At 67.0% G+C, this 20,153-nt stretch carries 12 protein-coding genes; 8 read left to right on the forward strand and 4 right to left on the reverse strand.

The window, feature by feature from the left end; all coding sequences use genetic code 11:
- Positions 1 to 252: 252 nt before the first annotated feature.
- Positions 253 to 1,680 carry a toll/interleukin-1 receptor domain-containing protein gene (locus tag Ari01nite_RS10530; protein ID WP_203780975.1) on the reverse strand — a complete coding sequence of 476 codons (1,428 nt, stop codon included), beginning with the start codon at positions 1,678 to 1,680 and terminating at the stop codon, positions 253 to 255.
- A 551-nt stretch (positions 1,681 to 2,231) separates the two neighbouring features.
- On the opposite strand from Ari01nite_RS10530, the gene Ari01nite_RS10535 reads away from it, so the two are divergent.
- The gene (locus Ari01nite_RS10535; protein ID WP_203780976.1) at positions 2,232 to 2,750 is read left to right on the forward strand and encodes an AAA family ATPase; all 519 of its coding nucleotides are present in this window, start codon (positions 2,232 to 2,234) and stop codon (positions 2,748 to 2,750) included.
- Between the two features lie 366 nt (positions 2,751 to 3,116).
- On the opposite strand, the gene Ari01nite_RS10540 is transcribed toward Ari01nite_RS10535, so the two are convergent.
- Positions 3,117 to 3,986 carry a transposase gene (locus Ari01nite_RS10540; protein ID WP_239162640.1) on the reverse strand — a complete coding sequence of 290 codons (870 nt, stop codon included), beginning with the start codon at positions 3,984 to 3,986 and terminating at the stop codon, positions 3,117 to 3,119.
- 926 nt (positions 3,987 to 4,912) lie between these two features.
- Here Ari01nite_RS10540 and Ari01nite_RS10545 point away from each other — a divergent pair.
- Positions 4,913 to 6,376 carry a protein adenylyltransferase SelO gene (locus Ari01nite_RS10545; RefSeq protein WP_203780977.1) on the forward strand — a complete coding sequence of 488 codons (1,464 nt, stop codon included), beginning with the start codon at positions 4,913 to 4,915 and terminating at the stop codon, positions 6,374 to 6,376.
- A gap of 458 nt (positions 6,377 to 6,834) precedes the next feature.
- Positions 6,835 to 7,002 carry an RICIN domain-containing protein gene (locus tag Ari01nite_RS10550; protein ID WP_239162641.1) on the forward strand — a complete coding sequence of 56 codons (168 nt, stop codon included), beginning with the start codon at positions 6,835 to 6,837 and terminating at the stop codon, positions 7,000 to 7,002.
- 35 nt (positions 7,003 to 7,037) lie between these two features.
- Here Ari01nite_RS10550 and Ari01nite_RS10555 read toward each other — a convergent pair whose 3' ends face one another.
- Positions 7,038 to 7,595 carry a dihydrofolate reductase family protein gene (locus Ari01nite_RS10555; RefSeq protein ID WP_203780979.1) on the reverse strand — a complete coding sequence of 186 codons (558 nt, stop codon included), beginning with the start codon at positions 7,593 to 7,595 and terminating at the stop codon, positions 7,038 to 7,040.
- Positions 7,596 to 7,702: 107 nt separating this feature from the next.
- Positions 7,703 to 10,192, reverse strand: a complete 2,490-nt coding sequence (locus Ari01nite_RS10560; protein WP_203780980.1) for an effector-associated constant component EACC1 — start codon at positions 10,190 to 10,192, stop codon at positions 7,703 to 7,705.
- A 293-nt stretch (positions 10,193 to 10,485) separates the two neighbouring features.
- Here Ari01nite_RS10560 and Ari01nite_RS10565 point away from each other — a divergent pair, with 293 nt between their 5' ends.
- From Ari01nite_RS10565 to Ari01nite_RS10585, 5 genes are all read left to right on the forward strand, one after another.
- The gene (locus Ari01nite_RS10565; RefSeq protein WP_203781003.1) at positions 10,486 to 11,145 is read left to right on the forward strand and encodes a DUF4360 domain-containing protein; all 660 of its coding nucleotides are present in this window, start codon (positions 10,486 to 10,488) and stop codon (positions 11,143 to 11,145) included.
- A 142-nt stretch (positions 11,146 to 11,287) separates the two neighbouring features.
- Positions 11,288 to 11,983: a DUF6928 family protein gene (locus Ari01nite_RS10570; protein ID WP_203780981.1), complete on the forward strand. Its 696-nt coding sequence runs from the start codon at positions 11,288 to 11,290 to the stop codon at positions 11,981 to 11,983.
- Between the two features lie 588 nt (positions 11,984 to 12,571).
- Complete coding sequence (locus Ari01nite_RS10575) at positions 12,572 to 15,091, forward strand: endo-1,4-beta-xylanase (RefSeq protein ID WP_203780982.1); 2,520 nt, start codon at positions 12,572 to 12,574, stop codon at positions 15,089 to 15,091.
- A 153-nt stretch (positions 15,092 to 15,244) separates the two neighbouring features.
- Positions 15,245 to 15,862, forward strand: a complete 618-nt coding sequence (locus Ari01nite_RS10580; RefSeq protein ID WP_203780983.1) for a hypothetical protein — start codon at positions 15,245 to 15,247, stop codon at positions 15,860 to 15,862.
- 179 nt (positions 15,863 to 16,041) lie between these two features.
- A complete protein-coding gene (locus tag Ari01nite_RS10585) occupies positions 16,042 to 20,097 on the forward strand; it encodes an NACHT domain-containing protein (protein WP_203780984.1) in 4,056 nt (1,351 codons plus the stop codon).
- Positions 20,098 to 20,153: the final 56 nt, after the last annotated feature.

Genomic DNA, 20,153 nt, shown 5'->3' on the forward strand with positions numbered 1-20,153 from the left:
ATGATTACAGATAGTAGTCATCGGAGTACGTCAAGTACCCGGTCATGCCGAGAAGCGCGCACCCGATCATGCCTATGGGCCGACATCGATTGTGCGGATTTGACCACGTGCCGGCCCAATAGCGGATCGGCGGCGAGTGTGTTCTGGATTCGGATATGGAAGCCACGTGGCGCCCCCGCGACATGGACAAGTTCTGGCCAGGCGTGACGGTGGGCGCGGGCGCCCCTGATTAACGCCCTTGCGGCTTGGTCCTTATCCTTCGGCCGAGACGAGGCGCCACAGCACGACTCGGTTACCCCCGGTGCCCACCGCTAGTAGTTGCCCGTCCGGGCTGTACGCCACTGCGTTCGGGTAGTTGCGGTGGTCGAGGTGCAGGGCCTCTTGGAGATCGTCGGCCAGATCCCACACCCGCACCTTCCTCCCGACGGAGCTGCTTGCGGCCATGTTGCGACCGTCGGGACTGAATGCGACCGCGCTGGTTCCGACATCGATGCCTGGGGTAACGCGTGGCTTTTCCGCCGGAGGCTCCCACAGACGGACATTCACGCCGTCCACGGTGGCCAGAAATCGACCATCGGCGCTAAACGCCACCGCCTTGATCGGCGACCCGGAACGCTTGTCTAGCCTGAAGACCGGTACGTCGTTCAGGAGATTCCAGACGACGATGTCACCTCCGCCCCCCGTTGCAGCCAGCCTGTTACCGTCCGGGCTGAAGGCCACCCTGGTCAGCCAACCGCCGATCGGCACCGTGCGATGGAATTCACCGCCGGGCATTTCCCAGATCAGCACCTCAGGCCCGGCCCCGCAGGCCAGCAGCCGCCCGTCCGGGCTGAACGCGACCCCCTCCAGAAGGGGATAGCTGCCCAGCGTGTGCCTCGTCTCGCCGGTCGCGATGTCCGACACCCGCACCCTTCCGTCCGTGCTACCGGTCGCTATCAGTTCGCCGGCCGGGCTGAACACGACGTCGGTCACCGTTGCCGGGTGAGCCAGCACCTGCCGGATCTTACCGCCGGGCAGTTCCCAGAGCCGTACGCTCTTGTCGTCGCTGCCGCTGGCCAGCAGCGATCCGTCCGGAGAGAACGCCACGGCGTGGACGTTCCTGGACCCGAACAGGCCGACCTTGGACGGATGCCGCAGGATGGCGACCTCGGCGGCCCCGATGCGCCGGAGGGCTTCCGGGTCTGGGGTGTCGGGCCCGGCGGCCGGCTCCGCAAGGATCCTCTCGATGACCGACAACAGACGCCGCAGGTCGTCTTCGTAGCGGTCGTGGCTCAACTTGAGCGCATTCAACCGGGCGAGGTTCAGCAGATCGTCGGGAAGATCCTCTCCCCACAGTGGTTTCGCGTCGTCCACCAGCACCGGGATCACCCGCACGCCCATCTGCAACGCCGTCCGGATTTCCTCGCGCACGAGGTCACCCGGATCGTCGAGCCGCCGCCCGTCCCGGCCCTCGATCGTCGCCCAGCGTGGACCGACAAGCGCGACCAGCACTGCGCACGACTCGACCGCCTGCCTGATCACCTCGGCGAAGTCCTGCCCGGCCTCGATCGACTCGACGTCTATGAAGACGCGTGTACCCGGGAAACGCTTGGTCAGCTCTTCACGCAGGAGACGCGCGTAGGGCGCGGAATCCTTGCGACGATAATTGAGGAAGATCCCGTAGGGTGACGGATCGAGCACACCCGACACCTTAACCGCCCCGTTCAGAGTTGGATTTTCGCTGATCGAGGGTGACGAAACAAGGCGCACTTGACCTGCACGGGATGCGAATTTCTAGATCACCTTCACGGCAGAATCGGGTGCGCCTACGGCGAATGAGGCGCCACTTCGCCTTCGAGGATCTTGGTTAGAGCCTGGCGGGTGGTCGCCAGGTTGGCCAGCTCGCCCTCGTTCCGGCCACTCGGCGGCGAGTTTGGCCTACTCCTCGCGTAACTCGTAGAGGGCGGCGGACGCGACGACTTACGGGCGGCAATCAGGTCCAGAACGGTCGTCGAGTAGCTGTCAGGGCTTGCCTATGAGTAACCCAGCACATCCTCATCTAGCCGCGATCCGGGCAGTGCAGAACAGCAGCGCTCACCCGCCGATCGTTGATCACCCGGCACCCGACCAGATCCTGGCGGCTTAGGTACCTCCGACGTATAGCCCAGCCTCGGTGATGCCGGCGAACGATCGCTCTGGGACGGTGGGCGTCCCCACCGGATTCGTTTCCGGTACTGGACGATCATGGTTCGGTGACGGACGAGACGAAGCGCCGCGGCCGGTTGGTCGTGCTACGTGGCAACTCCGGGTCGGGCAAGACGACGACGGCGCGGGAGCTGCGCCGCCGGCATCCGGGCCGGTTCGTGTGGATAGAGCAGGACAACATCCGGCGGACCATCATCGACGAAGACGGCCTAGCCCAGCGACCCCTCACGGTCGACATGATCGAATGCTGCGCACGACTGGCGCTCGCCGGCGGCCGCGACGTCATCGTCGAGGGCATCCTGGACGCCGCCCGCTACGGCTCGATGCTGCATGCCCTGCATGCCGAGCACCCGTCGGTCTTCTGCTACTTCGCGCTCACATTCGACGAAACCGCACGCCGTCACGCCACCCGGCCCCTCGCCGACGCATTTGGCGTGCAGGAGATGGCTCGCTGGTACCGCGCCGACGACCGCCTGAGCGACGTACCCGAAGTTGTGATCGGCGCAGAGCAACCTCTGCACGAGACCGCCCGCCGCATCCAGGACGATCTGACCAACCTGCCCTGACCGACACCGAAGGAGACCCATTCGGCAGCGACCTACCTTCCAAGACAAACAGCACTGTGTCAGCTACCGCAACTGTCATGGTCAGGGCGTGATACTGCTGTCGCTGCACTGCGCTGCGTTCTTATGGTCCCCATGAGCTCATGATCAGTGCACGGGCGGTACAAGTCCATCGCCACCACCTTGACGTCCGCTCATGGCACCCCTCTGTGTCATCAAGGCGTGGCCGGCACCAGTGTTCTAGGCTGTGGTTCGGCGGGTCCGGGAAGTGACTTCTCCGAAGTGTCGGCCCAGGGGTTCGGGTCGGCCGCGCTGGATTGAAGAGTCGCCCCCACGTGTCCTCCCGGGCCCGTCTCGAGCCGTCTCGCGTCAGCGGTCATCTGCCGGTAGACGACGTCGGAAAGCCGCCGTTCCAGGGCGCGCATGGCTTCCATCGTGGTTTTGCCCTGGGCGAGTTTGCACCGGTAGTAGCGGCGGCCTTCGGTGTCGTTGCAAAGCTGGACGACTGCCATGATGTGCAGAACCGGAGTTGATGCGCCGGTTCCCAGCCCGGGAGAGCCGGTGGCGGTTCTGGTCGCCGGAGGACGCGTCGATGGGTGCGGTGCCGTTCCAGGACGCGAAGTGGGCGCGGCTGGTAAAGCGGCTGATGTCGGCGATGTCGCCGATCAGGCGCGCGGCGCCGGACTGGCCGATGCCATGCAACTGCTGCAGCCGGCTTCCGGTCGCGGACACGAGTTCGGTCAGTTCCTGGTTCGCGACCTTGATCTTCTTGTCGATCGTGACGAGCTCATGGATCAATTCGGAGGCCAGCCAGCGGCGGGTCTTTCCGACGACGTCACGCGGCCGGACGGTGTTGAGCAGGGCCCGGGCCTGCTGGGCGGACAGGAACTTCATCGCCCCGCCAGGCACCAGCTCGAGCAGCAGGTGATGCAGCCGGAACACGATCTCGGTCCGGGAGCGGCCGAGTTGGTCGCGGCGGTCAACCAACAGCCGCAACGCCACGGTCGTGTCGTCAATGACGACTTGCCGCAGGTCAGGGGTCCGCAGGGCGACGACGGCGACGCTGTGCGCGTCGACCGGGTCGGTCTTACGGCCCTGACCGGTGGAGAACACGCGGGCCCGGGCCGACAGCTTCGCCGGCACGTCTACCACGGTCCCGCCGTCGGCGAGCAGGCGCTGGGCGACGTGCCGGCCGATGCCACTGCAACCCTCGACCGCCCACTCGGCCGGTGTGTTCACGGCCGGCGGCGAGCATCGCCTGGTAACCGTCGCGGTCGGTGCCGAACCCGCCCGCGGCCGAGGACGCGTTCGCGCTGGTCGAAGACCTCGACGGTCGCGGAACGCTTATGCGGGTCCACCCCGATGATGACCTGGGCCACCTGCTGGCTCTCCCTTACGTTCGACAATGTGTCGACGGGAGGGCAGCGCTACTTTGAGCTGGGCAGTCCCCTCTAATAGCCACTCCGCGCCGCGGTGACCGGCAGGGCGCATGCCATGAGTGAGCCACACCAAACCGCGGTGGGCAGCCGCGAGCGAGCGATCCCGCCGGTCACCTCGACCAAGCCTGGCCGGGCTGCGGTCGTAGATCAATAAAACAAGTAGCCGCGATCCGAGTGGTGAGTCGGTGAGCGGCCGCTGCCTTGGGGATCCCGGTGTGTGAGCCGCCGAGCGGCAGTGCCGTGGCTTATTGCCGGTACGAGGCTGTCAGGGCTGTGGCGTCCTCAGCCAGGGGTGCTTATGGTGGAGCGTTCGCTACGTCCGATTCAGTACTTTGACCGCGAGTTCGATGATTGACGACGACCTCGAAGCGAACGCCGACGCGTTGGCTTGATCTTGAGGTGACAGAGGTGGGCTGGGTCGTTCCGAGCGGGGCAGCGCCGACCCGCGAGTCGCACGTGCAACGCGGCTCAGTCACCAGTCCGGTGGAGCGGGCGCATTGCAGATGCCGGGAGACCACCGGACTGGCGCACCAGGATCGGTAAGCTCACCAACGGATCGCTCACCGCCGCTGGGCGGCTGGAGTATGCCGCGCCAGATCACGGTAGCGGAGCCCAGAATATGTCGTCGCTGCGGCGTATGCGGCACGCTCGAGCTCATCGCTGTTGCTGATGCTGGCGCCGATCGAGAGCCGCCAGCGCGAGACTATGGCCACGTACGCTGGATGAATGAGCATCACATCGGCCTCGACCGTCACTTTGGGTACCCGGTTCGCGAGTGACCTTCCCGAGATGGCCGTTCCGTGGCGTGCCGAGGATCCACCCGAGTCGCGTCTGTTGGTGCTCAATGAGCCGCTGGCCTCGGAACTCGCCCTGCAACCCGCTTGGCTGCGCACGCAGCACGGAGTTGGCCTGCTGACCGGGACCACGCTTCCGGCCGGCGTCACCCCGGTCGCGCAGGCGTATGCCGGGCACCAGTTCGGCGGGTTCGCCCCTCGCCTCGGTGACGGACGTGCGCTGCTGCTGGGCGAGCGGATCGGCCGCGACGGCCGCCTGCGCGACCTGCACCTCAAGGGCTCGGGGCGGACGCCGTTCGCGCGCGGCGGCGACGGGCTGGCGGCGGTCGGCCCGATGCTACGCGAATACTTGATCAGCGAGGCCATGCACGCCCTCGGGATCCCGACCACTCGGTCTCTGGCCGTCGTGGCCACGGGACGCGAGGTGTACCGCGAGACGCCGCTGCCGGGCGCGGTGCTCGCCCGAGTCGCGTCCAGTCACCTACGCGTCGGCAGCTTCCAGTACGCCCGCGCAACCGGCGACGTCGACCTGCTGCGCCGTCTCGCCGACCACGCTATCGCCCGCCACCATCCGGCAGCGGCCGCGGCGGACCGGCCGTACCTTGCTCTGCTGCAAGCGGTGATCGCCGCTCAGGCGTCCTTGGTAGCGCAGTGGATGCTCACCGGATTCGTCCACGGGGTCATGAACACCGACAACATGACGATCTCGGGCGAGACCATCGACTACGGCCCCTGCGCGTTCCTGGAGGCCTTCGACCCAGCGACGGTCTTCAGCTCTATCGACCACGCCGGGCGCTACGCGTACGGCAATCAGCCGCTCGTGGCGGAGTGGAACCTTGCCCGCCTCGCCGAAGCCGTACTTCCGTTGCTGCACGAAGACCAGGCGCAGGCGGTCGGGCTCGCTACAGAAACGCTCAGCGGATACCGCCGGCAGTACTCGGCAGTCTGGTCCGAGGGAATGCGCGCGAAGCTGGGCCTGACCGAGGATGCGGACAAGACGGCGGTGTCGACGCTGGTCGACGAGCTGCTGCCCCGGCTGCACGAGAGCCGCGTGGACTACACCTCCTTCTTCCGAGCGCTTGCCGCGGCCGCCCGCGGCGACATCGGCCCGGTCCGCGGGCTCTTCGCCGATCCAGAAGCAGCCCAGGACTGGGTTGCGCGCTGGCGTGCCCTCGAACCGGACGGCGCAGCAATGGACAGCGTGAACCCGCTTTACATCCCCCGTAATCACCTGGTCGAAGAGGCCCTTGCGGCGGCCACCGACGGGGACATGGCCCCGTTCGAGCACCTGCTGGCCGTGGTGACGTCACCGTACGAGCAGCGCCCTGGGCAGGAGCGCTTCGCCGCGCCCGCGCCGCCGGATTTCGGGGCGTACCGCACCTTCTGCGGCACGTGAGCCACCAGCCGGTGTCCTGAGCCATTACCTGCTGTCAGTTCGTACGACGATAAACACCCCTCCCGCCACGGTGCACCAGTGGGCCGACATCGAGCTAGCCAAGAGTGTGCCCCGCTGCGGACACCGTCTGCAGGCGACGGTCGGGGCGGAGACCCTCGGAGCCTGTTTGCGATCTGGGAGTGCGTGCTCGGGGCCGTCCATCGATCGCCGCGATGCCGGATCAGGAGTTAAGAGACCACGTCGGCTCGAATCCGGCACCGCGAACGGTTCCTCCCGCGTGGTGTGGCTCCGCGATATGTCCCTGCGCCAGCGCCTGATCCATAAAGAAGAAGGCCGCCCGGGTGAAGCTTCCTGGGCGGCTTCCGTGTTTGCTATGGCAGTGCAATCGTCGTAGATAGGCTGGCCGACGGTTGGCCATCGGTTCGTGTCGATCTCCGGACACAAACCAAATCCCAACGGTGCGGCAATGGCAGGTAGTCGCTACCGGCGCCTTCGCCCAGCTCCGACCCCGCCACAGCGGTAAGCACCTGGACGTGAACGCCTGGTCGACGGTCAACGGCGGCAACATCCAACAGCGGACATGCAACGGAGCCAACAACCAGCTGTGGTCGTTCGCAGCCGCGTAAACTTGCTTCAACAGCGGCCCTGCCGCCTCAGTGATTCAGCGCGCGCGGCGGTAGTGCATGGCCACCGCGCCGTTGCGGAGCGGCTTCGCCGAGAGCAGCTCGAGCTGGCGCGTGCCGGGCAGCCCGCCCTGGTGCAGCGTCGGGCCGTGGCCGGCGATCCGGGGGTGGACGAGCAGCTGGTACTCGTCGATCAGGTCCAGCCGGTCGAGCTCGGTCGCGAGCTTGCCGCTTCCGAGGAGGACCCCGTCCGGGGTCGCGTCCTTGAGCTGCTGCACGCCCTCGCGTAGATCGCCGGCGATGTGGTGGCTGTTGGCCCACGAGTAGTCCTTGCGCGTCGAGGACACCACGTACTTGGGTTTGGCCTCCAGCTTGACCGCCCACTCGCGCATGGCCGGCGGCACGTCCTCGTCGCCGCGGGCGACAGCCGGCCAGTAGCTCTCCATCATCTCGTAGGTGACGCGACCCCACAGCATCGCCCCGCTCTCGTCCATGAGACGGGTGAAGAAGGCGTGCGTCTCGTCGTCAGCGATCCCCTCCTGGTGGTCGACGCAACCGTCCAGGGTGAGGTTGAGGCTGAAGATGAGCGGTCCCATGGCCGGCGAGTCTAACGCCACTTCCGGTGGGTCTCATTGGGCGTGAGTCTGGACTTGGACCGGCTCCGTCACGGTCGTCGGAGAGGTGACCGGTTGCCGCGGCGACGCTAACCAACGTCGGTCTGGCCACGGCCGGCCGAGAAGGCGCCCACCGCCGCGGCCGCGGCGAGAGCCACGAGCACGAAGCGTCCGGCCGCATCGGCGGGATCGGCCCTCGACCCGGACGGCACCTGCATCAGCAGCATGGCGATCACCGACAGCCGGGCCGAAAGCAGCAGCACCGGCCGGTCTTCGCCGATCAGCGCGACGACCAGGAGAGCAGCGACGAGCACGATCGAGTACGCCACCCGTTCGGCGCGGCCGGCATCCTGGACAAGGGTCCACACGAGCGCGGCGACCACCAGCGCGGCCGACAGCGCACCGAGGAGGAACGCCGGCCGGGCCCGCGTGGTGCGCCAGCGCAGCACGGACGCGGCCACCGCCACGACGGCGAGCAGCGACCCCGCCACGAACACGAGCATCGCCCACACCACGTGGTCACCCTGCTCAAGGAAAACCGCAACCGCGTCCGGGACGACAATGGTGACGGCCACCGCGACCAGGGCAAGCGTCGCGCTGACCACCGTCGCGACCGGCATGATCCCGCGCGGCCGCGGCAGCACCGGGAGCGTGACGCCGGCCAGGACCAGCACGGCGCCGCCCGCCGCGAGGTAGAAACCGGCCTCCACCATAGTCTGGAAGGAGCGGTAGCTGACCACGCCGACGAGCAGGCCGAGCAGGCCGGCGGCGAGACCGATTGCCGCCCCTTGGGCGACATCGCGTTCTTTCTTGTACGGTGCCAGCATCGCAAACAGCAACGCGGCCGCGACGAGTGCCCACAGCCCGAACGTGGCCGACCGGAGTTGCTCGGTGACGGGTGTCAGCGGAGCGGGATCTCCCAGCCGCATGCCGAAGCCAAGCACCAGCAGAACGCCACCCAGAGCCGCGAGAACCTGAGCGGGCACCAACCGGACGCCGACCCGGCGCGCGGGCGGTTCTCGGGTCGTGGCGGGCGATGCCGCGTCGGACATGGGCGGGATGTTCACCGCCGCAGGCGGCTGTGCGACTTCGGCGGGAGGCACCGGCTCGGGCGTACGCAATGCGGGCTCCGGCGGGACCACCGCCGCGGGCGGCGCGGCCTCGGCGGCCGGCCGGGGCGACGGGGCCTCGGCGTCCGGCGCGGGCGGTGCCGCCGAGCCGAGCGCCGCGGCGGCCGCCGCCGACACCTTGCGGCTGTCGTCCTCGGCCAGGCGGTCCAGCGCCAGCCGCGCGGCCAGCGCCGTCCCCGCGTGCCGGCCGCGCAGCAGCCGCTCCAGCTCGGTGACCGCGCCCAGCCGCACGCCGGTGAGCGGGTGTTCGATCGCCTCCTGCAGCTCCGGCTGCAGTCGCGCCGGGGTGGTGACCGGCCGGCTGCGGCGGGCCAGGTAGAGGTCACCCTGCACGTCGAACGTCCACTTGCCGGGAGTCTGGTGCGGGGTGGCCCGGCGGACCCGGTCGTAGACATAGTCGTACAGCTCGTCGAGGCCGATGAAGCCGTCCTGATCACGGTCGGCGTCGCCGGTCTCCAGCCCGGTGACCAGCGCGCTGGTGAAGACCGACGGCTGGCCGGGGCCGGTCTCGGCGAGTAGCTGGCCCTCGAACGCGTACTCCATCGCGCTGGAGGCGGTGATCACCGCGCGCCCATGCCCGCCGAACTGGTCCTCGATCGCGATCGCGTCGCCGGCGCGGGCGACCATGCCGCGCCCGAACGCGCCGGCATAGCAGCAGTCCAGGATGAGCACGATGCGCCGCGACCGGCTGCGGGTCATCCGCCGGTTAACGAACTCGGCGGCGACCGCCGTCGCGCCGAGCCGGTGCAGCTTGGTCGATGCGGCGGCGAAGAACAGCTCGCCGTCCGGGTCCTTCACCCCATGCCCGGAGAAATAGCAGAGCAGCAAATCGTCGGCGGTACGGTCGGCGAAGAAGTCCTCCACCGCCTCGTTCACCACCGGGCCGGACTCGTTGATCACCGACTGCACCTGGAACCCGCCGATCCCCGGGTCGCTCAGCACCCGGGCCAGCCGTTCCGCATCGTGCGCCGGAGCGTGCAGCCGGCGCAGGCCCGGGTCGTCATACGCATAACTGGCGACGATCAGCGCATAGCGGCCGCCACCCGGCCCCGGCTCTACAACGCCGCCGCCGGCAGCCAGCGACTCGGCGGACTCGCGGCGGCGCAACCAGGCGTCGGTCAGCCGGCGCTGCTCCGGCGTGGGCGAGCCGGACAGCTCCAGCACCTCGCCGTCCATCTCGACCCGTACGCTGCCCTGCCGGCGCTGGGTAAGCCAGGCGGAGATCGCGTTGACGACCGCCGCGAGCACCACCGACTGGGACAACGTCACGATGATGGTGCCGATCGCGGCCAGCTCGACCGCCCGGGCACCGAGCGGCGCGGGACCACCCGGCGCGCCCTCCACCGCCGCGTCGAGGTCGGCCAGTTCCCGGCGCAGCCGGCGGGTAACCTCGTCCAGCCGCTGCTCGTCGGCATCCTCGTCGTGGACGACGATCGTCACCTGCGCCATCTCGCACCACCTCGCGGCGCCAGCGTAGAAGCGGTCCGGAGCCCGCCGGAACCGGCGTTTCCAAAAGCCGACACCACCGATCGCGTCGCCGCCCGACAAAGCACCATTTCGGAATGCTCCCCGATCAATCATGAGCACTCTGTTGACGCTCGCCGAGCAATGGCCGTTGCCATCCGGTATTGCCGACAGAAACGGACATTGACTACTGTCGATGGCGAACCCCATGGTGGCAGAACGGAGGCCCACCCGAGCCTCTTCCCGGGAGGAGTGCCATGCGGAAGGCGCTTCACAGCTTGTGCGCCACGCTCGCAACGGCTGGGACTGTCCTCGTCCCGACCCCCGCTCACGCCGTCGGCCTCAGCCTGGCCTCCGCAAGTCCGCCCCCATCCGACCAGGTCGCAGTCGATCTGGTAACGGCCAACGGCTCGGGCTGCCCCGGCGCCACGGCCACGGCCACGATGTCGCCCGATAACACGGCCATAACGGTCAGAGGCGGCGCCCTCAACTACACGGCCCTCGTAGGCGTGGGTGCCACGCCCACCGACTGGCGGAAGAACTGCCAGCTCAACCTGAGCGTCAATGTGCCCACCGGGTTCACGTACGCGATCACCTCGGCGGATTACCGCGGTTTTGCCAGCCTTGCGACGGGCGCCGCCGCGATCGTCCGGGCGAATTACTACTTCCAGGGCCAATCCCAGACGGTCTACGGCAGGCAAAACTTCACCGGACCGCTCGATGACGAATGGCAGATCACAGACTGGATCCCACTGGCCGCGATGATCTACGCGCCCTGCGGTGGGCAGCGCAACCTTAACGTCAACACTGAGCTGCGAGCCATGGCGGGGACCTCGGACGTCAAGAACAGCACGAGCTACATCTCGATGGAGGATGGTTCCGACGCGATGGCGATCCTCCATTTAGGTTGGGCCACCTGCCCATCGGACACGCGGTGACGTGAGCGATATGCCCTGAGTCGGCAAGCCCGTTTCACACTTCAACCGCGCCGGCCGAGTCATCGGAGCTGACCGGCGGCACTGACAAGGCCGCAGGTCTCGACGTCACAGTGACTGTCACCCGGCGGCTATGGTTCGGGATGTGGGCGAGAGAACGGGCATCCTGGCGTTCGGCGACGACATCCCGGCGCGGCTGCGCAGCCGGCCGGTCGCGGACATCGACCGCACGAAGGAATTCGTCGAGATGATCCATCCCGGATACCTCGTCGAGCCGATCGGTGGCACTGCCTTGCGGTACGCCACCTATCCACCGGACGACGTGGTGTTCGCGTCGAGTTCCGCGGACCTGGACATAATTTGCGACCGGCGGCTCACGTTCGACAATCCGGCAACGCTGCCCGAGCACCTGCAGCGGATTGGCAGCGGCAGGCGGATTGCGACACTCGGCACGCATTCGGTCGTGGACTGGCTCTCCTGTGCGGCGTGGTCCGACGGCGTGCTCGTCCGTTCGCTCACCGTGTCCCCGGACGGCGGCATCATCGAGAACATCGGCGAGCCACTGCCGTTCGAGACGCCGTACTGGGCCGGCGAGCACCCCGTCGTGTCCACCGGCGAGGACCCGTACCCGCTGCCTTTCCACCCGCTCGACCTCGGACAGGCGGCACAGCGTCACCTCTTCGGCTTCGTCACCGAGGGCCCGAGCCACCCTGACGACGTGCCGACCGGCGAAGTCCACCTCCTCGGCTTCCGGGTGACCGATCCGACCGGCGAGGAAAAGGAAAAACGCGAGTTCATGGCCCAGATGCTCCGCGAGATCCTGGGACAACCACCGGTTTGAACTCGGACGCGATCCGGCACATTACGTTCGAAGATTCACCCGCCACACCGGCATTGGAAAGACCTCGCTGTGCGGTGCACTTTTCGGGGCCGGGAAATCAACGGGACCTGCCCGCCCAAGCCTCCGTGGCCCGGCGGCCGGGACCTGCACACCGCCGACGCCGCCGGCGGCAGTTGGACCTCACCGCGAGTCGATCGTGCGTTCGGCGCGCCATCCCATGCTCAAGATCGCCAGTTGCGACCGGCACCCACTGTCCTAAAGCGTCGCGTTCACGGCCAGGTGTCCAGCAGTTAGACGAACCTTGACACGCCCATGCTCGGGCTCCTAAGTTCTTCGCAAGTATCGGGTAGAGACCGCAAGTTTCGGGCCTGGCCGCGCTGCACAGCCAGCAGGGCCGGGTGTCGAACTCCGGAGAGTTGGCAGCGAGGCGGCTGCCCGTCGACTCGGGGCGAACAGACTTTTCCGACAAGGCCCGCCCTCGGGGAATGGGCGAGGTGTCAGCTACGGGGTTGGTCGCCGATGCGGCCCTGAACGCATCCTTGGCCAGAGCCTTTAGCAAGTTGCCTCAAGAAAAGGAGCAACTGAAAAATGAAGAGTGATAGATCATTAATCAAATCCTACCGCTGTCTCGCAGTCATCATACTGTTCTCCGTATTCGCGGTTGCCCCCGTCCCGGCCGCTGCGGCCGAAGGCGAACCGACACTTCCCCGGAACGGCGCCGACAAAGTTGGAGCCGTGGAGCTTGAGAGCGCCCGACATTCCGACATTATTGATGAACTGAACAAGCTCATCGCACAAGCCGAAGCTCTGCGGGCCGGCAACGCGGAATTCCCGCTCCAGATTTCCCGTACTCGCGACGGATCCGATGTAAACAAGGCTTTCCCATGGGTGTACGCCCGCGAAACCAAAGGTCTTGATCTCGCGCTTTGGTTCGCCCGCAGGGCACCGATTTTCTGGGCCGACGAAGCCACAGCCTGGCTTGAAAACGCAATGGAGGACTTCGCTGGCAAGATCAAAGCGAACGGTTCGGATCCTTATTTTCGCCTTGATCCGGGCCCCGGAAAATTAGCTATAGAAATTTCCGCGCCCACCAATTCCTGGACCGCAAGAGCCCCGCTTGACAGCCGCGTCCCCGCCGACTTTGCCGGTGGCACGTACGAGCTGATCCCGTATCCTTTTGCGGATTCCGAAGGCAAATCTGATCTGCTCAAGATCAATTATGCCCATAACGGGACGAGCACGTTCGGCGGAATCACCGTTCAATCTCCGTTGTCTCCGACGGTAGACGTCCCCGAAGGCTCAACTATTGAGTTTGATGTGTACTATCCCAAGAGCGCGCAGGGGAAGTACATGAGGTGGAGGATAAGAAACATCGACTCCAACCTCGATAGCTACCTCAGAGATTACGAGTACAACAATCTCAACCCCGACTGGGTCGGCAGCTACAACGGTGAAAGCTGGTTGCGGGCGCACCACAGCGTTACCTCCTCGGTAGGCATGTCCTCGAACTTCGTTCTTGAGCTCCATGGCGAGACAAGTCGTCCCGCAGAAACTGGCACGCTTCTTGTCGCCGATATCAAGATAACCGCACCCGACCCCAACGGCGTTGCGCTTCCCGACGTTGTCAACAGGGAAAACCAGAGCGTCGTAGCGCCGCTGAAGAGTGTTTACAACAGGGAAAACGAGCGGTTCATGGTCGGCGCAATCGGAACCGGACCAGTAACCGGAACCAGAGCCCGGCACTACAAGATCTTTGTCGACGGCAACAACCTCAAAGCCGAGAGCACTCATCCCCTCGGCCCAAGCTGGCTGAAGAGCGTTACTGGCGAGGCATTGAGTGGTGCGGACACCACGCCCGGCCTAGGTGAATACAATTTCCCGACCGACGCTTATCAAGCGATCAGGGATTCCGGAACTCCCGGAGAGTACAAGTCTCACGCCCACGTCCTGGCATGGTACAACCAGGCCCCCGCATGGATGAGACAGATTATCCCCGCGAACCTTCCCGCCGGATATAACGGCACAACCAATTTCTACGGATTGGGCAACGGCGTTGCTACCAAGGTTCCGGTAGACAAAGAAATGTCCAGGAGGGTGCAGTTCAATCACACCATGCATGTGATGCGGCACTTCCTGACCACAGATGCGAAGTATGGTTCAAGCGCATCCCGCGGAGTAATCCCATTCAATTCATGGGACGTACTCAACGAAGAGGTCCACGAAAGCCGCCACGGCGAACTCATCCCCCAGGATCCGAACAACTGGAGAACCAGCCTCAAACACACCAACTGGCTGGTCGCGATGTCGGACAATCTAATTGGCGGCGGCCTCGAAGAGCATTACATCTACCTGCTCTTCAAGTACGCGCACATCGCGGCCCCCAACGCCGAGATGGCGGCGGCCTACAAAGCCAACTACGCTGATCTTCCCGAGTACATGACGCTCGACGGACACGACGCCGGCGGCAGCATTGACGCCTACGTCGTTGACAATCCCCCGAAGCTGACCTACAACGATTACGGTATTGCGACCCGCAGCAAGGCGAGGACCGTATACAATATGGTCCGCGAGCTGAACACCGCATGGCTCTCAGATCCGCTGTACGACGGCAGACCACTTATCGAGGACATCGGTATCCAGGGACACGATTCGGTGGGAAAGACCCTGGCCAGCGACAACCAATACGCCATGGCCCTCTATGCCACTCTCGTTGACCAGGGCCTTGTCTCCGGTATTTCCTACTCCGAGTTTGACTTGAAGATGCCGACCAGCGCCCCCGGCGGCGGCGCGATCGCTCCGGCAGTGCTCAATGTCCGGCAGTCCGACGCCCTTGGGTACGAGTACGCGCTGATGTACAAACTGTTCACCAAGTTCGCCCCGTACATCGATCACATCATCAGCTGGGGCGTATCCGGTTCAGGATGGCAGGGAAGCTATGTGCTGTTCGACGGTGAGGACAACGCCAACGCCGGCTACTACGGCGCCGTGAAGCCGGACAGATTCATTCTTGGCCATTCATATCTAGACGACTACTTTGAAGGCGAATACGAGAAGATCCAGGACGGCTATCAAATCGACCTTGGCGATCTTGGAACCTACACTCGCTGATTTATAGGCAGTTGCCAAGCGCAACGCCCTGCGTCAAGCGGACAATGCAGGCACCATCGGATTCGCCGGGTGGTGCCTGCTGCGGACGGCGGCGATGAGAGCTCCGTCATGGACTGGACTGCGCAATCGCTTGACACGGACCATGATGCCCGGATGACCGACACGGAGGTACAGACAGATACCACCGGCCGGGCGGTCGTCGCCAAGCGGATCGCCCTGCTGCTGGCCGGTGTGCTCGTACTCGGGTACCTGATCGCGGTGGCCGGCGGCACAGTGTCCACGGACAACCGGCTGTCCACAGCGGAGATCCTGCTCGCGGTTGCCGTGGTGGCTGCGATGCTGGTCTCCGACCAGCTGTCGTTGTATTCGGTGAAAGACCTGTCCCTCGGGCCCGGCGGGATCAGCGCGAACTTCGAACGCATCGCCCAGAAACAGCGCGCCCTCGAGTCGGAGGTACGGGCGCTGCAGGTGGCGATCACCGGTCTGGTGACGAAGTTCGAAGTGATCCACCTGGAGAAGCTCGCCGCGGACGCGCCCGCGTTGATGCGTTTCGGTGAAATCATGATCGGCGAGCTGACGCATCTGGACGCGATGCAGTTCGTCCGCCCGCTGGACTCCCGCGGGCTGAACGCGATCCGCCAGGACCACGGCAGCGGGGTATCCGACTTCGACCTCAAGACGTACCTCGCGATCACCCGCGAGGGCCTGGAGTACCTGGCCCTGCGGGCCCAGCTCGGTGCCCGTACGGCCACCGAGCAAACCCGCCCGTAAGCAGCAATGTTCCCGTGACGAGTCGGCATCGAGGTTTCCGGTCGCATCGGGGCTGATCCTCGGGCGTGCCGGCCAAGCCTCGAGCGGTCAACCATTCACGGCATGTTGACCGAAGCTGTTCGTGGCGGCTGTCGCATGCCCGTCACCTCGCCGGCCCGGTGGAGCCCACACTGGTGCGCGTGGGTGACGACGCTCAGCGGAGCCCAGCTCGCCGGATCCTTGCCGGCAAGCTGGGCGTCGGCCTGCTGGTCGTCGTCGTGGCCGTGATCGGCAACCTGATCACCGACGCGCTCCCGGACTCCTGGATCTGGACGAGGTGGACCTGGGTGCTGATCCCGGCGGCCCTGCTGGGAGCGGGTGTCATCGTGGTGTTGGAGTGGCGCCACGAGCGGCTGACCACGCCGGATCCGGTCGACCTGAACCCGCTTCTCGAGCTCCTGCCTCCACAGCCAGCCGGGCCGGACATGATGGTCCGGCATCTGGAGTCCGTCGAACGCGGGCTCGACACGGATGTGTGGACCCGGCGAGCCGGATCAGACGAGATCACCCTGCGTGCGACCGCCCAGCGGTTGTCGGTGGAAGCCTATCCGGATCGCGGCTACGACGTCGCGTCCGCGGACCGCGAGGTGTGCGACGCGCTGGAACTGGTGGCCCGGTGCGACCGGGTGGTCCTGGTCGGCGGCCCGGGTGCCGGTAAGACGTGGCTGGCCCGCCGGATCGCTATCGACGCGGCCCGCGCGGCGGTACCCGCGATCAGGTCCGGCGCGGACCCGGAGAGCGTCGAGATCCCGCTCTTCGTCCGGTGCTCCGAGCTTCCTGCCGACTCGCCGCCGGACTGGGCTGCGCTCGTCATGACCGCGCTGCGCACGACCGCCGGAGGGGCCGACGACCGGGCCCTCGAGGCGGTCCGCCGGCGCCTGTTGGAGGTGCCGGGACGCTACCTTGTCGTGCTCGACGGACTGGACGAGTCGCCTGCCAGAGCCGGGCAGTTGCTGGATCAGCTGACCATGCCGGCGCAGCGGACGCTGCGGATCGTCGTGACCAGCCGGGCCGGCTCGTGGCGGCGTCAGCTCGCACTCGACGCGAAGTCCGATCGGCACCGGATCGCCGAGCTCCGGCCGCTGCGTTTCCCGGAGGACGTCACCGCTCTGGTGAACGCTCGGCTCGCGGATCGGCCGCAGGCCCGCGAGCGGGTGTCGACGTGGTTACGGGAAAACCCCGGGGTCGCCGAGATGGCCCGTACGCCACTGCTCTGCCTGATGTACTGCTTGATCGCCGAGCGGGGCGGCCAGCTGCCGGCCGGGCGGGCCTCGTTGTACGGCAAAGTGGTGCGCCGCCTGCTCGACGCCGACTGGCGCGCCGCCACCGAGGTCGACCTGAATGCAGCACTGACAGCGGTACGCGAGTTGGCCTGGGCCGCCGCGACTGACGAGGAGAAGACCGGCCTCGCCGCATGGCGGGAGGACGTGCCGTTCGAGCTGTCGCATCACCCGTGGACCGAGCGGGTACGCACCGCGGTGGCCAACGTCGCCCCAGCGCTGCCGTACGATCCGGACGCCCGGCCCAGACGCCAGTTCCTGCACCCTTCCATCCGCGAGTACCTGGTGGCCGAGCATGCAGCCCAGCACCGGCCGCCCGCCGAGGTAGAGCCGCATCTGTGGTATGACTCGCAGTGGACCCAGGTGCTTCCACTCGTCCTCAGCCTGCACGAGCAACGCGACGACCTGCTCCGGCGGCTGCTGGCGGGCGATGAGCGGTCGCCTGTCGACGCCGCGGCGATCGATCGGCGCGACGGGTTCGGCGAGCTGCGCGGCCTGCTCCGGCGACTCGCGGTCGAGACATCACCGGAGGACTGGCGGCCGGAGCAGGTCCACCTGATCAACCTCGAACTGGCCGCGCAGGACCCCCGGCAACCAGGTCAGCTCGTCGCCGCAGCAAACGGCTGGGCCGGGGCCCGTCCGGGGCAACGGGAAATCGACCGGCTGATCGGCGGTGAGCTGCCCTGGCGCGAGAACGAGACCCCCGAGTGGATCGGTCACCTGCGGCTTCAGCCGGAGCAGCGTCAGCGCCTCGTCACGGCCCTGGTCGAAACCCTGGCCAGCGGCAAGCGGATCGACGGCGTCCTCAACCGGGGGTGGGAGCCCGGACTCGCCGCGGTACTCGACGCCGTGCAACCGGCCGCAGACGAGCGGACGAGGGCCATCGACGGGCTCAATGCCCGGCTACGGCAGCGGGCGTACCCGAGCATTCCGGCCGCGGTCCGGGCGCTGGGCGGCCGGCTCGACCCCGGGGAACTGGCGCCGGTGCTCGTCGATCAGCTGCGTGCGCTCGGTGACACCGCGGGCCAGTCCTATCTGATCCCTGATGTCGTCGAGACGATACGTGACCTGCGCGCGGAGGAGGCGGTCGACCGTGAGGTCACCGACCTGATGCTGGCGCGGCTCGACGCCGTGCCGGCCAAACGGGAAACCTCGACGACGGGCATTCCACGGAGCACCGCGTTGCCGCCGATCCTTGATGCCTTGACCCGCTGCCGGCTGGGCGCCCGGGATCGCGTACGCGTCATCACGGTGCTGCTGGAGAGGCGTGCGGAGGCGGAGCGCTGGCGCCAGGAGATGCTCCTGCGGCAGGTCGAACGGTTCTGGCCGGCCGATTCGGAGGCCGGCGAAGTCCTCACGGGGTTGGGCACGAACCTCGGTCCGTGGCGCGATGTCCCCGCTGTGGAGGTGGTCCTCAGCAGGCTGACCTCGCGGGCCGCGGCGCCAGCACGAGCCGAGGCGGCCGACGAGTTCCGTCGTCGCCTGCCCGGCACGCCACCTGCCGAGGTTCCGACCTGGGCCCGGTGGTTCCGCGCCCTCGACCCGCCCGAGAACGTTCGGGAAGCCGTCGTCGACGAGTTGGTCGGGCGACGGACCGGTGCGACGCTCCCCCAACTGCTCCGCCTCGCGGACAGTGTGGAGATCCTCGGCTGTTCACCGGCTCAGTCCGAGACGCTGGTCAGCGAGTTCCTGGCCCGGTTCGACGGTCAGCGAGCCGAGGCGCGACTGGCCCTGTGCGAGGCGGTCCACCGGTTCAGTCCCGCCGAGCCGGCCCGATCGGCGACGGTGCAGGCGGCGATCACGGTGGCCGGCGAGTTACCGCCCACCTGGGCGGGACGGATGAAAATCGCGATGAACGCCATGACCCTCAACGACCAGGAGCGGCGCCAGCTCGCCCAGCGGCTCACCACGGCCCTGACCCAGGCGAACGGCCACCACGCGATGGACCTGGCCAGAATGATCACCTGGACCGGCGTCGTGGAGCAGCGCCTGGCCGCCGCGGAAGACCTCGCCGCCCGCATCGAGACCGAACCCGCCGAGACGGCCGTGGATCTAGGCTGGGCGCTACGGGAGCTGCAGCCAACCGCCGGCCAACGCTCGCGGATCGCCGCCCGATTCGACGATCTCCTCGCCCTTCCCGCCGGCGCGGCCCTCAACCCGTACGAGTGGATCGAATTGCTCCCCGACCTCACCCTGTCCGCCTCCGATCAGGAGCGGCTACTGGACGTGGTGCTCCCGAAGGCGGACGCCGCGGGCGCGATAGCCCTGGTTGCCGCCCTCGACCCGGACGGCGTTAATCCCGCAGTGACCGAACGGCTGTTCCGTGACCTTCCCGGGGTCAGCGACTTCTCCGCAGCGGAAATTGCTCAGGCGATTGCCGATCGGAAACCGGACCCGAAGTTGGCTGCGGCGGTCGCGGCTGATCTCCTCGTCCGTCTTCAGGACTCCCCGGGCCCGGAGCGCATGGCGTTGCTGGAGGCAGTGACGCGGTTCGACCTCGCCGCCGCGGAAGCCTCGTCCGTGGTCACGGCCGCCGAACACGCGTTGGCCGAGGGACGAGACGACATCAGCCGCCTGCTGGCCGTACTCGACGCGGTGGCTCGGCGATTCCCGGAGGCGTCCGGTGCCGTGATCGACACCGTCCTGGCGCGCATCGCTGGTGACGTGCTGCATCGCCTGGACGAACCGACCGCCGAGATCCTGCTGCGAATCGGCCTGGACGGCCCGGCAGTGGAACGGCTCGCCCGCCGGCTGGCCGGAACGAGACGAGCGTGGTCCGTCCTGCGCGACCTGGCCGCTGTGCTGCGGCGCACCACCACACCGACGCGGTGGCTGGCGATCCTTGACAGCTGGGCCGCGGTCCATCCCCGGCTGCGTACGACCGAGCCGCTTGTGCGGCGGCTCAGCCGACGCTGATGGTCACCGGGATCGGGCCGGCCGGTACGCGGGATGCTCCGTGGCTCCGGTCGTGG

Source organism: Paractinoplanes rishiriensis (assembly GCF_016862375.1).
Taxonomy (GTDB): Bacteria; Actinomycetota; Actinomycetes; order Mycobacteriales; family Micromonosporaceae; genus Actinoplanes; species Actinoplanes rishiriensis.